This window comes from Aporhodopirellula aestuarii (assembly GCF_023701485.1).
Taxonomy (GTDB): Bacteria; Planctomycetota; Planctomycetia; order Pirellulales; family Pirellulaceae; genus Rhodopirellula; species Rhodopirellula aestuarii.
Map to the genome: position 1 here is coordinate 25,345 of NZ_JAMQBK010000097.1, position 16,128 is coordinate 41,472.

Here is a 16,128-nt window from a genome sequence, read left to right on the forward strand (position 1 = left end):
TCAACTTTTCCGTCGAAAACGACGATACAAGCGTTGATGGTCACGCGAGTTTAGTGATTGCGTGGTTTCTCGATATTACCCAAGTTTGTCGGGATATCCGGGCAAAGCCGGGCTACCGGGTAAAAAAACCGGAGCATTCGTTCCAATCCGATCATCGATGGGATTCGGAACGAACGAAAGTAACCCTAGAATACGCACCATCGAGACCTCAAACCTCCCCTTCCACGTTTTTGCAAAACGCCATGACGCCGCACGTTCATCTCTGCTTGGTTCTGCACAATCACCAACCGATCGGCAACTTCGACGGCGTCTTTGAGCAGTCCTATCAAGATAGCTACCTGCCGTTTCTCGAGGTATTTGAACCTTACGAAGCGTTACAGATCTCCTTGCACACGTCCGGGCCGCTGATGATGTGGCTGGCCGATCGTCACCCCGAGTATCTCGACCGCATTCGATTGCTCGTCGAAGCCGGACGGATCGAGATCATCGGCGGGCCGCAGTACGAGCCGATTTTGACGATGCTGCCGAGCCGTGACCGGATCGGGCAAATCCAATCGTATAGTCGCTGGCTGCAACGCACCGTCGGTGTCACGCCTGGCGGAATGTGGACACCGGAGCGGGTGTGGGAATCGAGCTTGACTGCGGACGTGGTCGACGCCGGCATGCACTACACCGTCTTGGACGATTACCACTTCAAAGCCGCCGGCCTCAAAAACGAAGACCTGACGAGCTACTACCTCGTCGAAGACCAAGGCCGGTTGCTGCGAATATTCCCCGGCAGTGAACACTTGCGTTACACGATCCCGTTCCGTCCGGTGGACGAAACGATTTCTTACTTGCACGACGTCGCCAATCGTCACCCCGGTGCGGTCATGACGTTCGGTGACGACGGCGAAAAATTCGGCACTTGGCCCGACACCAAAGCCCACGTCTACGATCAAGGTTGGTTGCGTTCGTTTTTTGACGCACTGACCGAAAACCAAGAATGGCTGCACACGGTATCGCTTGCCGAAGCGATCCACCGGGTTCCCGCAGCCGGCAAAGCGTATCTGCCCGACTGCAGCTACCGCGAGATGACCGAATGGTCGCTTCCGGTCGAAGCCCAAGAAACTCTCGAAGACGTCACGCACTCGCTCGAGAAGAGCCCCGAGTGGTCTCGTTTGGAAACTTTCGTGCGGGGCGGTTTCTGGCGTAACTTCAAAACGAAGTACGAAGAGACCAACGAAATGTACGCACGGATGATGTATGTCAGCGATCGATTGGCGAAGGCAGAAGAGGCGGGTCTCGACGCCGGCGTGATCGCCGAAGCCCGCGATCATCTGTACCGCGGCCAGTGCAACTGCCCGTATTGGCACGGCGCGTTCGGCGGCATTTATCTGCCACACCTTCGCAACGCCGTTTTCGAACACTTGATCGCCGCCGACACGATCCTCGAACAACTCGAAGGAACCGCCAGCAGCGCGATCGCCACAGCCGCGGATTATGACTTCGACGGCCACCAAGAAGTCCGATTGTCGAACGAAGATATGGTGCTGTGGTTCGACCCGGCCTGCGGCGGACGGATGTACGAGTGGGACCTTCGCAATCTCAATCACAACTTACTCGCCACGTTGCAACGACGCCCCGAAGCTTATCACCGCAAAGTGTTGGCGGGTCCCGGCGCCGGCGATGGAGACGTGGCCAGCATCCACGACCGCGTGGTCTTCAAACAAGAGGGCCTCGACGAATGCGTGCAATACGATCGTTACCCTCGCAAGAGCATGATGGATCACTTCTTTGACAACGAAGCGACTCTTGAGTCGGTGATGTCGGGTGATTCGCTCGAGCGAGGTGATTTCGTCGAACTGCCGTTCGAAGCAAAACTGCGTCGCGGCGGTGATCGCGTGCAGGTGCAAATGCGACGCGACGGCAACGCCTGGGGTGTTCCGATCACGATCACCAAAGCGGTGACGATTTGCCAAGACAGCGACACGATGTCGGTCGCGTATCTGCTCGAAAATCTCCCACCAGGACGACCGCTGCACTTCGCAATTGAATGGAACTTTGCCGGTTTGCCATCGGGCGCCGATGACCGTTACTTCAGCGACGCCGACGGCAACCAACTCGGCCAACTCGGCGAAACCATTGACTTGCCCAACACCCGTGGCTTGTCACTTTCGGACCGATGGCTCGACGTGGACGTGGATTTGAAGTGTGATCGCGACAGCGGCATCTGGGCGTTCCCCATCCAAACGGTCAGCCAGAGCGAAGCAGGTTTCGAACTTGTCCACCAAAGCGTCTGCGTAATGCCACACTGGATCGTGCAAGCGGACGCCGAAGGCCGATGGGCTGTTCGGATCGATGTGTCCACGCGTTGCGGCAAGTCAGAAGAGCTGGCAACGCATCGGATGTTTGCCGAGCAAACCAACAATTAACTCCGCGTTCCGACGACGCGTAGGCGGTACCTCGCCAAGCCCGCTCGGAACGACATAAGAGCCTCGCCATGGATTGCGGAATGCAACATTTCCGGGAACATGGACCACCGTCAGGATGACGATGGCTGCCCGCGCGACGAGGATCGTCCCTGAACTCTTGACAGAGAACCTGCGAGTGACCGCAAAGCTTCGATTGGTGATGCCTGACAACGAGCCTTCACGCCGTTTGCGTGCGGGTACGCGATTGGACAAATATCGTTTGGTGCGTCGACTCGGTGAGGGCGGATTTGCCGTCGTCTTTCAGGCTCACGATACGATCGAAGACCGATCGGTGGCATTGAAATTGCCTGACCTCACTAATGACGCGTTGTCACAATCGTTCGACGATGTGCAGCGTGAGGTGCGTATCATGGCGGGACTCTCACACCCGAACGTCCTGCCACTGAAGGACGCTCGCTATATCGACGGCCAATTCGTGATGGTCTTCCCGCTCGGCGAAGAAAGCCTACACGATCGCCTCTGCCGCCGGCTGTCCCGAGTGACCGCAGTCGATTACATCCGGCAGATGACCGCCTCGCTGGCTCACGCACACGAGAACAATGTGCTGCACCGGGACCTCAAGCCCGAAAACTTTATCCTGTTCCCAGGTAACCGGATCTGTTTGACAGATTTCGGATTGGCCCGCAATCAAACGCGGCGACACGCCGTATCCGCGTCGGGAACGCTCGGATACATCGCACCCGAACAAGCGATGGGGAAACCGACGTTTCGCAGCGACGTATTCGCGCTCGGTTTGATCGTCTACCGCATGTTGGCAGGCGCTTTGCCCGAGTACCCGTTCGAACCACCGCTTCCGTCGTACGCAAAGTTCCGCAAGGGACTCAATCAAGATTTCGTCGATTGGGTTCGCAAAGCGATTCACCCGACGCCGAGCAAACGGTTCCGTGATGGCGTCGCGATGCACAACGCGCTCGAGCGAATCCGCAGCGTGATCACGGACAAATCGACCGCGTCCAAATCAGCCCGCCGATCCACGCGGCGCGCTGCCTAGCTCAAACGCAATCGTTTAAGAGGCGGTCTCGCCTTTTCGAAGCGTCAGGGGCACGGTGACACGAACCGTGGTTCCGGTACCGATCGCGGAGACCACGTCGATCTTCATTGCGTTGTGCAATCGCCCCACGGCGTTCGCTTGCAAAACATCGGGATCGAATCCAGCACCGTCGTCCGCGACCTCGACCGTGAGACTGCCGGCGTCTTGATAACCGCACAGCGACACAGTACCGACTGCGGGTTTGCCGATCGCCTGACGTGTTGCGGAGGACTCCACGCCGTGGACGCACGCGTTTCGCACGAGATGCGTTAGCGGATCGGCTAGCGTTTGCAGAATCGCATTGTCGACCTCGACTTCGCCGCCCTGGGTTTTCAGTTCGATGGTCTTGCCCAGAGCAACGCCCAGATCACGGACCTCGTTCTTCAATCGCGCAAATAGGTTTTCAATCGGTTGCATGCGAACCTGCGCGATCGTGTCATGCAGTTCGTCCGCCACGCGATTAAGCTGGCCGGCAATCGCTGGCAGACTGCCGCGAGCATCGGCGGAACACGAATCGATGGCGTTTGGCAACGTCCCATCGGAGAGCAAGGCCATCCATTGATCGCGGTTGGTCGCGAGTTCGCCAGCCAAGAGCGTCAGACGATCGAGCATCGCCGCGTTGACACAAACCTTGGAGCCGATTCGCCCGGTCGAGCCCTGGTGATCCGGAGCGACACCGGACGGTATTGGAGCAGGCGGCACGTCACAGCCCATCAGAACGTCGCCCACGTGCGAATCAACTCGATCGAGCGAATCGATGACTCGATCGGTCACGAAATCGATTTTTCTCGGCGAAGGCTTTCGCTGGACCGGCGGCTTTCGCTCAATCGTGCTTCGGCCCTTCGGCGCCGGCGTCTTGGGCTGGGCGGCCGATCCCCGACGACTGGTCGGGGTAAGCTGGTCGGCAGACGACTGCAACAAGATCGCATCGAGACGCCGACAAACGACGGAACCGTCGATGTCGTCACCCGTTTCGACGCAATCGATCACCTCTTTCAAATGATCGCCCGCGGCCAGCATCACGTTGACCGAGAGCGAATCGGGCAGCAGCGTTTTGTCGCGGTAGCGGGTGAGGATTTTTTCGAGACGGCACGCGACTTCGCTGATTTGCCTGAGCCCGAGCGAACTGGCAACGTCTTGCAGCGAACCGATGACACGCAAACCGGCCTGCACCGACACGTCCGCGTCGTGCGAGTGAGGTGATTTGATTTCGAGCAACCGCGTTTCGAGGTCGCTGAGATGTTCACGCGCCTCTTCGATCAAGACCGCATGCAATTCCGAATCGTCCATCGATCAAGTTCTTCGTTGTTATCAGAGTAACCAACCCGAGAGCGGGCCGCCCGCGGTTCTCAGACGATGGCGAGGAAGGCGCCTCCTGAGTAGCGTTACGCGGAGAGCTGACGCTTGACCGCGACGCGAGACTGCCCGAGCGACGGCGTTCTGTCGTGCACACGCCCCGTTTTTCCGCGACGTGAATCCCATCCGCGATGAAATCAGTAGGGTTACTTAACCCACAAAACGCACGAGGACGCCTGAACAGGCCCCTGAGGCGACGATCGGTCGGTCGATAATCACCCCGCGATCGGATTATCTGGAAGATCCGCTATTTTCGGAGCACAGACGGCTACTTCTTTTTCTTCCAACCGCCTTGCGGGACGATCTTGCCCGCGTCCTTCGGGATTTCGGCAACCTCGTCCGGCGGCGTCGTGGGCGTCAGTCGCGTCAAGTAAAAATTGCGATAGCGGACCTCCATCGCCGGCCCAACGTGGACCTGAACTCCGATTTTGCCCGACAGCCTGCGACCTTTCGGGTCGAGGTCGAGATGATCCGCGGTCAAAACATTGTCGATCCAATGTTGATGGTGATTTCCACGAACAATCACGTGATAGCGATGCCACTGCTCGGCGGGAAAAACCGGCGGCGGCGAGGTCGCGTCGGGCAACACCCAGCCTTGCCCCGACGCGTCGGTGATCACACTCTCGCCGGTGTGACACAAAATCCGGCGGCCCCGCTCTTCGTAGAGCATCCCGTTGTACTTCGGCACCGCGGCGACGACGTCGCATTGGTAGCCGGTCATGACGTCGGGACCGATCTCGTCGAGCACTTCGCTGCGATATTGCAGCCCGCTGTTTCCCGCCGCGCTGACCCAAACGTCGACGCTGAGCTCGAAATCTTCGACGGGCGGAGTTTTGGAAACGATAAATCGGTTTTGCTTGAGCGAACCGTCCGCGGTCCCGATCAGGACACCGTCCTCGACCCGCCAATCGGAGAGCGATCCGGTCCATCCGTCGGCGAGGACCGGGGTTATCAACGATTCACTGCCTGAGGGGACACCAGCATTCGGAGGGGAGTCACTCACGGTGACCTCGTCGCCCGGGCGGGCCGAGTCGGCGGGCGATTGCGTTTGGGCGTTCACCCCACCGCACTGACCGGCGAACAAAACAAGGATCGGCAACGTCAGCAAGGCAGTCAGTTTCATCAGCGGATCAGCGGGTTGAAATGGTAGTGTGGCGAGAATTTGCAGCAAAATAGCACATCCCTGATGCTCCCGCCGCGTCGCCCCCTTTCGCAACTCGCCCATCGCGCGATAATCCTCACCGAGATCGCACCATTGCGACCTCCCCCATCATTCCTTTCCACCGATCTAAAGACTATGCCTGGAACAGAACGACGTCGAGAAATCAGCCGCCTGCGTGCCCGCCGCAAAAAGACCACCAAGTTGCTCAACCGCGTGAAAGCAGGGACGATCGACAAGGCCGAAGCCGCCCGCAAATTCCGCCGGATGACCCCAGGTGCGGACGTCATCATCAAGCGAGAAGGCCTCGCCTAATCCGTTTTGAACGAGCTGTCACCGGTGAATCCACCGGTGACAATTCATCCGGGCTCTTTCGCCCGTGTGGCGTTTTCGTTGAACCATCGGCGCGTGTCTGGCGTAGGCACGAGCCAAAAAACCTTTACGGACATTCTCCGCTGATTTCCCATTTCCCCATGAATTCCGGATTTTGACTCGATGGCAGAACCTGCAAGCCAAACCGATTCGGCCGCAATCGAGCTTTCCAAGAACACGTCGTCGGCCAAACGAGATGCCCAAACGACGATGATCGAAGCCGTCGGGCTGAGCAAATTCTACGGTCCGTTCGCCGCCGCACGTGACGTCACGTTTTCGGTCAAGAAAGGCGAACTGGTTGCATTCCTGGGCCCCAACGGTGCCGGCAAAAGCACCACGATGAAGATGCTCACGGGATACATCGCCCCCAGCGAAGGCTATGCGAAAATCGCCGGGCACAACATGATGGACGACCGCATCGCCGGCAGCCATCGGTTGGGATATTTGCCCGAGAACGGACCTCTTTATCCCGAGATGACGCCCCTGGGCATGCTCGAATTCTTTGCCGACGCGCGGGGCCTTTCGAGTGCGAAGAAGAAAGACCAGATCGACAAAGTCATCGACATCTGCGACCTCAGTTCGGTGATCTACAAACCGATCAGCAAACTATCCAAAGGTTTCAAACAGCGTGTCGGGATGAGCCAAGCGTTGTTGCACGAACCGGATGTTTTGATCCTCGACGAACCGACCGCCGGTTTGGATCCCAACCAGATCCGAGGCGTTCGCCGCACGATGCGTAAACTCAGCGAAACGAAAACGATTTTGCTGTCGACGCACATCCTTCAAGAAGTCGAAGCGATGGCGGACCGCGTCATCCTGATCAATGAAGGACGCAAGGTCTACGATGGCGATGTCGAAGGCTTGCGTACGACCGGCCACGGTGACTTGAACGAAGCGTTCCACGAACTCACCGGCCAAAAAGAAGGCTGAGCCGTGAGGGCGGCGACGGCATCATCGCCGTTTCATGTTCGCCCTCGACGTTCACTCAGGCATCTGCCCTTCTCCCCAATCCTTATTCCTCTGCCCTCACTCAGCTCTTAGTCCATGGCTCTTAACTACGTTTCGATGGCCCTTCTCAGTGTACTGGTCTATGACGCAGTATTCCTGTTGTTGTTGCTCGGCATCGTCCTGCTGCTCGCGGGAACCAAACGGGCCGCTTTCGCGGTGATGAAACGAAACTTCATCGGCTATTTCAGCAACCCGACGGGCTATGTGTTCTTGTGCATCTTCGTCTTCTTGACGTCGGTGGCTGCGTTTTGGCCGTATGAGTTTTTCAACGCCAACCTCGCGACGCTCGACCAACTCAACTATTGGTTCCCGATGATCATGCTGGTATTCATCCCGGCGATCACGATGAGCATTTGGGCGGAGGAAAAACGGCAGGGCACCGACGAATTGCTGCTGACGCTGCCGGCGAGCGATTTCGACATCGTGATCGGTAAGTACATGGCGGCGGCATCGATTTTCACCGCCTCGCTGCTCTTTAGCCAACTGAGCACCTTCACGACGCTGGCGATTTTGACCGAAGGGTCGCTCGACATCGGGCTGATCTTCACGACTTACTTGGGATACTGGTTCGTCGGTTTGGCGATGATCGCGATCGGCATGATCGCGTCGTTTTTGACCGGCAACCTGACCGTCGGCTTTATCCTCGGGGCGCTGTTCAACGCACCACTCGCGTTCGCATCGCTAGCCGAAGCGGTCAGCCCGAGCAAGAAGTTCGCCGAATGGGTTCAAGGCAGCGGAATCGCTCGCCCGTTCGATGACTTCGGCCGCGGTGTGATCAGCTCCTCGTCGGTGATCTACTTCATCCTCGTCGCTTCGGTTGCTCTGTACGTTTGCATGGTCTTAATCGGACGCCGTCACTGGACCGGTGGTAAAGACGGCAACCAAATGGCGTGGCACTACGTCGTCCGAGTACTCGCGATGGTCATGTTCACCGTTGGCGGCGTGATGTTGTTCCGCAACCACGAAATCGGCCGCCGTGACATGACCGAAGGAAAGGTCAGCTCGCTCGCCGACGCAACGAAGAACTTGATCCGCAATTTGGACGACGATCGTCCGATCGTGATTGACGCGTTTATCAGCAACGAAGTCCCGGAACTCTACGCCCAAACTCGTTATGAGCTGATCAACCTGCTCAAGGAATTCCGCGCCGAGGCGGCCAAACGCAACCGGACGATCGAAGTCAATCTGTACGACGGCATCGATCTGTTCAGCGAAGACGCGGCGCTCGCGGCCGAGCGATTCGGGATCGAACCGGTCACGCGTACCTTCCGCGAGAAAGGTGCCTATACCCAGAAACAATTGATCCTCGGGGCCGCATTCCGATCCGGTTTGGAGAAGGTCACCGTGCCGATTTTCGAGTACGGGATCCCGGTTGAGTACGAACTCGTCCGCTCGATCAATACCGTGGCCAGCGGCAATCGCAAACGTCTCGGCATCGTCAAGTCGGACGCGAACCTGATGGGTGGCGTTTCGATGTCGGGTATGCAGATGCAGCGGATTGAGAAGCACCCGCTGATCGACGAACTTGCGAAACAATACGAAGTCGAAGAGGTGGATCTGACCGCTCCGATCTCGCCCGACATGTTCGACGCGTTGCTCGCCGTGCAGCCTTCGTCGCTCGATCCGCAACAATTCGATCGGCTGGTCACCGCGATCCAAGCCGGCGTGCCGACCGCGATCTTCGAAGATCCACGTCCCGTGGGTGCTTCGTACATCACCGCGACCGGCGATCCCAAACAATCCGCAGGCGGATTCATGGGCATGGGCGGTGGCGGGCCACAACCCAAGGGTGACATCCGAACGCTGTGGAGTGTCCTGGAACTGAACGTGCCCGGTTCGGCTGCCGCTCAAGGCATGTATGCTCCCGACCTCGTTTGGCAACAGCACAACCCATACCCGGCTCTCGAATCGGCAAACGAACTGTGGTTGTTCATCGACGAAGCACTCGCCACGGAACCCGGCGAATCACTGAGCGATGCCAACCCGATCACCGCCGGACTCAGCCAAGTGCTCGCGATCTTCGCCGGTGGCGTCGAAGCGAAAGAGGGCGGCAAACTCAAACACACCCCGCTGCTGCAAACCGGCCCCGTTTCGGGAACGCTCGATGCCAACTCGGTACGGCAAATCCTGAGCGGTTCCGCGACGCTGGCTCAAGAGATCCAAGGCATCAACCCGCGGATGCCGATCGCGATGGCGATCGAGGGCCAATCAGCGGCCTCCGAAGAAGGCGATTCGGAAGAAAGCTCCAACGCCAACAACGGCATCAAAGTCGTTTATGTCTCTGACACGGACGTGATCCTGCCTGAGTTCTTGATCATCCGGGCTGACCCGAAACAGATGGAATTGCGACTGCAGTTGCAAAACGTCACATTCGCACTCAACGCGATCGATTGGTTGACCGGCGACACGAGCTTCATCGACGTGCGGAATCACGAGCTGAACTTTGCCAGCTTGAAGATGATCGACGCACGGAAAGAGCAGGCCAACAGCCAAGTCCGAAGCCGCAGCCGTGCCTTCCAAACGGAATTCGACCAAACGATCCGAGAGGCTCAAGAAAAGATCGACACCGAGCTGCAATCGCTACGTGAGGAAGTCGAAAAACTCCAAGAAGAACGCGAAGACGGCGAAGTCCCACAGAGCGTTCTGCAAGAGAAGCTGACGGCCTTCCAGATCAAACAAGAAAACCAACAGCGGATGCTCGCCGTGCGGCGCGAGCGGATGGAACGTGAACGCGATCAAAAGATCCGTGACGTTCGTCGGGAAGCCGACCAAGACGTCACGGCGATTCAAAACCAAGTCAAAACCTTGGCCGTCGCGTTGCCTTGTTTCCCACCGTTGATTGTCGGAATCATGGTGTTCGCCTCACGCCGTTTGCGTGAACGCGAAAACATCAGCAAGAGCCGATTGAAGTAATGGAACCCCAAGCGTCGCCACGGTCACCTCGATCGTGGCGACCGCTCCTAGCCGGCTGTCGCTCCGCGGAAGGGCGACGGCCAATCGCAATGTTGGCGACCTCCCTCATCTGAACTCCCTCAATAAAGACGATCAAAAGTGAACGAAGGACAAAAAACCGGACTGTTCTGTGTGATCGGCGTGGTCATGCTATCCGTCGGTCTATTCGTTTCATGGCCCGCTTCGGAGCGTGAAGAAACGTCCTTCCAGCCCGGCAAGGAGCTATTCGAGAACTTCAAAGATCCGCTAGCCGCGGCCAGTTTGAAGATGGTTTCGTTCGACGAAGTCCAAGGGCAAGTCGAAACGTTCGAGGTACGGCGTGACCGCGAAACCGGTGCGTGGACGATCCCGTCCCGCAAAGGCTATCCCGCCGACGCGGTCGAACAGATGAAGAACGCAGCCAACGCGTTGGTCGGCTTGCAAATTCTCGACGTCCAAACCCGTAACGCCGAAGACCACGAAGCCCTCGGCGTGATCGAGCCCAAGCTCGAAATCCTTGAAGTTGGCGATGTCGGCGTTGGTCGTCTCGTGACGTTCCGCGATGAATCACAAAAAGACCTCGCGTCGTTGATCATCGGCAACCCGGTCAAAGGCGAAGAGGGTCGTCGTTATGTCCGCAAACCAGGCCAGGACCCGGTGTACGTGGTCGAACTCGACGAGTCCGCACTCTCGACCAAATTCCAAGACTGGATCGAAGACGACCTGTTGCAACTCAGCAGCATTGATATCAAGTCGATGCGGATCGAAGACTATGCCGCCTCGATGTCGACGCGTGGTTTCTCGGTCGACCGAAACTACACCGCCGTTGTCGCCGCCGATGGCAGCGATTGGAAGCTCGAACAACTGCTCGAATACCCTTCGGACAACCCGCTCGCCGATCCTGTGGAAGTCAAAGTTGATCCGACTCAAGTCGTCAACAAAGACAAACTCAACGACATCAAGAACGCCCTCGACGACCTCAAGATTGTCGACGTCGTCCGCAAGCCCGACGGAATGAGTGCCAACCTCCGCGCCGACAAAGACCTCGTTTCGGATAACGAAGCGGTGCAGTCTCTCGTCGATCGAGGCTTCCTTCCTGTTCAAGCCGGCCCCGATGCTCCCGTCGAAGTCCTGTCGGCCAACGGTGAGCTCGACGTGACGCTCAACGACGGTGTCGAGTACGTCCTCCGCTTCGGCAACGTTTCGGGCCTGACGGACGAGGAGGATGAAGACGATTCAGATGACTCGAGCTCGTCGACCGCCGTGAACCGCTATCTACTCGTGACCGCACGGGTGGACGAATCGCAGTTCCCCGCACCGGAACTGAGAGTCGTTCCACAGACGATCGAAGAACTCGCCGCAATGCTCGGCGTGGAAGCGACCAACGAACCAAAAGTCGAAGAGCCTGAAACCCCGGCGACGGAAGAACCGGCTTCAGAAGAACCCGCCGAGGAAATGAAAACGGAAGAGACCTCCGCCGAAGATTCCCCGTCAGAAGAAAATGCAGCGGAAGAAGGCGAACCGGAGTCCGGTGAACCTGAAATGACCGAAGAAACGCCAACCGAGGAGACGGAACCCGCCTCCGAAGAAACTTCCGACAACACCGAATCTCCTGAGTCGACAGAGACTCCTGCGACCTCCGAAAGCGAAGTCGGCGAAGTCGAAGTGGAAGGCAGCGGCGAGGCGACCGGTACCGGCCAAGGCGCCCAAGCAGACGAAACGGCTGAGGCTGACGCTGACGCAACAGAAAACGCCGACAGCGAAGGCGCTGAAATGGAATCTGACGAAGAAGAAGTTGTTGAAGAAGAAGAGTCCGACGAGATCGCCTTTGCCGACCTCAGCGACGAAGAAAAGCAAGAGCGACTCGAAGCCGAGCAAGAGAAGATTCTCAAACAGAACACTCGCATGCTCGACGCGAGGAAGGATCGTTTGAACAAAGCGAAGCGCCGTGTCAGTGACCTCAACGCTCGGTTCGCCGATTGGTACTACGTGATTCCCGAAACCACCTATCGCGAACTCCGCATCGACCGCGCCGAACTGCTGACCGAAGCCGAATCGGATAACGCCACCCCGGCTCCAAACGCGGGCTTTGGTGCCGGCGGCCCGATGCAGATCCCTGGTCTCAACGCTCCTCGCTGAGCCCAATCGAGGAGGCCGACTGGATTTTGATCAGCCGGCCTCCACGCCACGGCGGGCGCGGGAGCCTGCCGATTGATTGCTTGGCCCCCTTTTCCGGACGGACCCCACGTGGCACGCAACGAACAGCTCATCCGCCAGCACAAATTGCTGCAACTGCTCGAAGACTCACGTTTCGGACGGACGATCGATGAGCTGAAGTACGACCTCGTGGCGGACCTCGGTTTGACGACGCTGCACGGCCGGACGGTTCGCCGAGACATCGAAGCGTTGCAGGCCGCAGGGTACGACATCCAAAACGAGATGGTCGATCGCGGCAAGGTTTATCGGCTCGGTCGCAACCATACCGCGGTCCACGAAATCGCGTTCTCGGCGACGGAGTTGATCGCCCTCGCGATCGGACGCGAGCTGCTCACGCCGCTGATGGGCACCCAGTACTGGCAAGGGATCGAGACGTTCTGGAACAAAGTCCAAGAGGCGATTCCCGAAGGCGTCTACGAACACTACCAACGATACCGCAAGGTGCTGTACGTGTCCGGGACACCGGCCAAAACGTACGCCGCCCAGGCCGGGATGCTCAAGACGATCACGCGCAGCATTCTGGAACACCGCGTCGTCGAGATCGAATACAAATCGGTCGGGCGGCCATCGACTCGCCGCCAGATCGAACCCTACGCCCTCGCCGTCCACCAGAGCAGCATCTACGTCGTCGCGGCGGCACCGGAAGTTACCGACGCATCGGAACGATTGCGGAACTGGAAGTTGGACCGGTTCAAATTGGCTCGCGTCACGGACGAGTATTTCAAGCCGGATCCGAAGGTCGATTTGGCAAAATTTCTGAGCAAAAGCATCGGAATTTTTTCAGGCGAAACCTCCACGCAGGTGCAAATTCGGCTCGGCCCACGGTCGGCGTCGTACGTCAAGGAAGACCCTTGGCACCCTGATCAAGTCCTCGAACCGGTGACTCCATCGGGTGACAACGCCGCCGGATCGGTGGAGGACGCCGACGAAATGGATACCGATTTCATTTTGACCGTCCCGGCTTCGCATCCCCGCGAACTGCTACCCAAGGTGCTGGCCCTCGGTGCTGACGCGGAAGTCTTGTCGCCCGCCGAATACCGAGACGCGGTAGCGGCGGTCGTCAGCACACTAGCGAGCCGTTACGGCGAAGGCTAGTTCTTTGCCAGCGTTACAGCTCGATGCGTTACCGGATGGCTCGCGCCGTTCCGCTACTTTTGAAATCCCGCTGTAATTAAATCGATGTCTCTCCGAGACCGAGAATTGCGGGCGTCATCCGCTTCCGGAGCCTTGGAAAGGCTCAGCTACGTGAGACGCGATCACTCCCATACGCCTGCCAGAAAGCGGCGCTGGCTAGCTCGCGAGCTCTCAGTCGAGGCCCCGCCCGCCCCATCTCCATAGAGTTCGCTGCGGACTCGCACACGCGAACGGGAGGGTGATGAATGCCTCTCACCTTCTCGGGCCGTCCCTTTGCATTTAGAATCTCAATTCTTATTCAGAAGGTACACATTTAGACAACCTACTTGGTGGAATTGAACAATGAGCGGTGACTGTGATTTCGGGCTGATTGGTTTGGCCGTGATGGGAGAAAACCTGGCTCTCAACGTAGAAAGCCGCGGCTACAAGGTCGCCGTTTACAACCGTACGACGAGCAAGGTCGACGAACTGCTCGCCGGCCGTGCCAAAGGCAAGAACTTTGTCGGCACCCACACCCTCGAAGAATTCGTCGCCGCCGTCGCCCGTCCTCGCAAATTGATGATGCTCGTCAAAGCCGGCCCGGCGGTCGACGCACTGATCGACTCGCTCATTCCGCTGTGCGACGAAGGTGACATCCTCATCGACGGTGGCAATACCTATTACGTCGATACCGAAGAACGAACCAAACGCGTCGAAGCCGCCGGACTGTTGTACGTGGGTGCCGGTGTTTCGGGCGGTGAAGAGGGAGCCCTCAAGGGTCCAAGTCTGATGCCCGGCGGGACCGAAGCCGCTTGGCCCCACATCAAAGACATGTTCCAAGCCATCGCGGCCAAGGTTGGTCCCAACGACGACATCCCTTGTTGCGAATGGGTCGGCCCTCGCGGTGCAGGCCACTACGTCAAAATGGTTCACAACGGCATTGAGTACGGCGACATGCAGTTGATCTGCGAAGCCTACCAATTGCTGCACGAACTCGGCGGGTTGTCCAACGAAGAACTCTACGACGTGTTCGCGAAGTGGAACGAAGGCGTTCTGCAAAGCTATCTGATCGAAATCACCCGGGACATCTTTAGCGCCAAGGACGACCAAGGCGGCGACGGCTATCTCGTCGACAAGATCCTCGACGTCGCCGGTGCGAAGGGTACCGGCAAGTGGATGAGCCAACTCGCCCTCGACCTCGGTGTGCCAAGCACGCTGGTCACTACGGCAGTTTTCGCCCGTGGCCTATCGGCACAAAAAGAAGCCCGCACCCGAGCGAGCAAAACGCTCAACGGACCTTCGGATTCGCTCAACCCTGAAATGTCGGCACTTGCCAAGAAACTCACTGGCGACAAACAAGCGTTCATCGATGCCGTTCATGACGCATTGTATGCGTCCAAAATCGTCAGCTACGCCCAAGGCTTTGTGCAACTCCAAGCCGCTTCGGCAGAACACGATTGGAAACTCGACTACGGGCAAGCCGCTTTGTTGTGGCGGGGCGGATGTATCATCCGTGCTCAGTTCCTCGATCGCATCAAAGAAGCGTTCGGCGAACAGCCCGATCTCGAAAACTTGCTGCTCTATCCGTACTTCGAAGAAGCCGTCGAAAACGCTCAAGCCGGATGGCGTGCCGTTGTGTCGGCGGCGTCGTTGCTCGGCATCCCGGTTCCCGCCTTCAGTGCGGCGTTGAACTACTTCGACGGGTACCGCCTCGAACGTTTGCCCGCAAACCTGTTGCAAGCCCAACGAGATTACTTTGGCGCCCACACGTACCAGCGTGTCGACCGCGAGGGTACCTTCCACAGCGAGTGGCTCGACTTGCGTAAGCAACCCTAATTCAACGGTTGCCTTGGCAACCGGGACGAAAAAACGCGGTGGATCGTCGCACGGCGATGTCAAAACCACCGCGTTTCGCACCATAAGACCGACTGCGTCAATTTGGCTCAGCTTGGCGTGGCCGAGTGTTTCGTTTTAATGGTGAACTTGCTCGCTGGCGCGTTAATTGGGCACCCCGCCCCACGTGCCAGCATTTCATCACTCACTCGAAGCCAGAGACCGTCGCATGAAAGGGACTCCCCAACTGTCACAGATCGACCTGTGGATTTCCGGAGTCGCCCTGCTGTTGTCACTGGTGCTGCTGATCGCCTCCACGCTCGTCTGTTCCCACTGGCGGAGCAGCAAAGCACAAATCGAGAAACCTCAAATCACGGCGCACATGGTGCGTTGAAGACGGGACCGCGGGTCGACACGCCGTGAGAGCATTTCGACAGTGATGATGGGCAGGAGCCTCGGACGCAGGTCCGGGGTGACACATGTCATGCGTTGGGGCATCGATTTAATTACTGCCGGGATTTCAAATGTAGCGGAACGGCGCAAGCCGTCCGGTAACGCGGAACCGGACGGCTCGCGCCGTTCCGCTAAGAACTGTAGGCCGGACCGAGGCGTTGCGAGTTCCGGCATTCACTTGC

At 58.2% G+C, this 16,128-nt stretch carries 11 protein-coding genes; 9 read left to right on the forward strand and 2 right to left on the reverse strand.

The features are described from left to right. Window positions 1-242: 242 nt before the first annotated feature. Both NB063_RS29290 and NB063_RS29295 read left to right on the forward strand, forming a co-directional pair. Window positions 243-2,414, forward strand: a complete 2,172-nt coding sequence (locus tag NB063_RS29290; protein ID WP_250932816.1) for an alpha-amylase/4-alpha-glucanotransferase domain-containing protein — start codon at window positions 243-245, stop codon at window positions 2,412-2,414. A gap of 115 nt (window positions 2,415-2,529) precedes the next feature. Beyond that, the gene (locus NB063_RS29295) at window positions 2,530-3,465 is read left to right on the forward strand and encodes a serine/threonine-protein kinase (RefSeq protein WP_250932818.1); all 936 of its coding nucleotides are present in this window, start codon (window positions 2,530-2,532) and stop codon (window positions 3,463-3,465) included. A gap of 15 nt (window positions 3,466-3,480) precedes the next feature. Here NB063_RS29295 and NB063_RS29300 read toward each other — a convergent pair whose 3' ends face one another. Then, the gene (locus NB063_RS29300; RefSeq protein ID WP_250932820.1) at window positions 3,481-4,794 is read right to left on the reverse strand and encodes an Hpt domain-containing protein; all 1,314 of its coding nucleotides are present in this window, start codon (window positions 4,792-4,794) and stop codon (window positions 3,481-3,483) included. 334 nt (window positions 4,795-5,128) lie between these two features. Next, on the reverse strand, window positions 5,129-6,085 hold the full coding sequence (locus NB063_RS29305; protein ID WP_250932822.1) for a 3-keto-disaccharide hydrolase: 957 nt from the start codon (window positions 6,083-6,085) through the stop codon (window positions 5,129-5,131). A 72-nt stretch (window positions 6,086-6,157) separates the two neighbouring features. On the opposite strand from NB063_RS29305, the gene NB063_RS29310 reads away from it, so the two are divergent. From NB063_RS29310 to NB063_RS29340, 7 genes are all read left to right on the forward strand, one after another. Further along, window positions 6,158-6,334: a DUF6800 family protein gene (locus NB063_RS29310; RefSeq protein ID WP_250932824.1), complete on the forward strand. Its 177-nt coding sequence runs from the start codon at window positions 6,158-6,160 to the stop codon at window positions 6,332-6,334. A gap of 267 nt (window positions 6,335-6,601) precedes the next feature. Beyond that, a complete protein-coding gene (locus NB063_RS29315) occupies window positions 6,602-7,321 on the forward strand; it encodes an ABC transporter ATP-binding protein (protein WP_250932886.1) in 720 nt (239 codons plus the stop codon). 114 nt (window positions 7,322-7,435) lie between these two features. Beyond that, a complete protein-coding gene (locus NB063_RS29320; protein WP_250932826.1) occupies window positions 7,436-10,312 on the forward strand; it encodes a Gldg family protein in 2,877 nt (958 codons plus the stop codon). A 138-nt stretch (window positions 10,313-10,450) separates the two neighbouring features. Next, window positions 10,451-12,469, forward strand: coding sequence for a DUF4340 domain-containing protein (locus NB063_RS29325; protein WP_250932829.1), 2,019 nt, complete (start codon window positions 10,451-10,453; stop codon window positions 12,467-12,469). Between the two features lie 108 nt (window positions 12,470-12,577). Continuing rightward, entirely contained in the window at window positions 12,578-13,642 is a 1,065-nt protein-coding gene (locus NB063_RS29330; RefSeq protein ID WP_250932831.1) for a helix-turn-helix transcriptional regulator, read from the forward strand. A gap of 381 nt (window positions 13,643-14,023) precedes the next feature. Next, on the forward strand, window positions 14,024-15,496 hold the full coding sequence (gene gnd / locus NB063_RS29335) for a decarboxylating NADP(+)-dependent phosphogluconate dehydrogenase (RefSeq protein WP_250932833.1): 1,473 nt from the start codon (window positions 14,024-14,026) through the stop codon (window positions 15,494-15,496). A gap of 226 nt (window positions 15,497-15,722) precedes the next feature. Continuing rightward, on the forward strand, window positions 15,723-15,887 hold the full coding sequence (locus NB063_RS29340) for a hypothetical protein (protein ID WP_250932835.1): 165 nt from the start codon (window positions 15,723-15,725) through the stop codon (window positions 15,885-15,887). The last annotated feature ends 241 nt before the right edge of the window (window positions 15,888-16,128 follow it).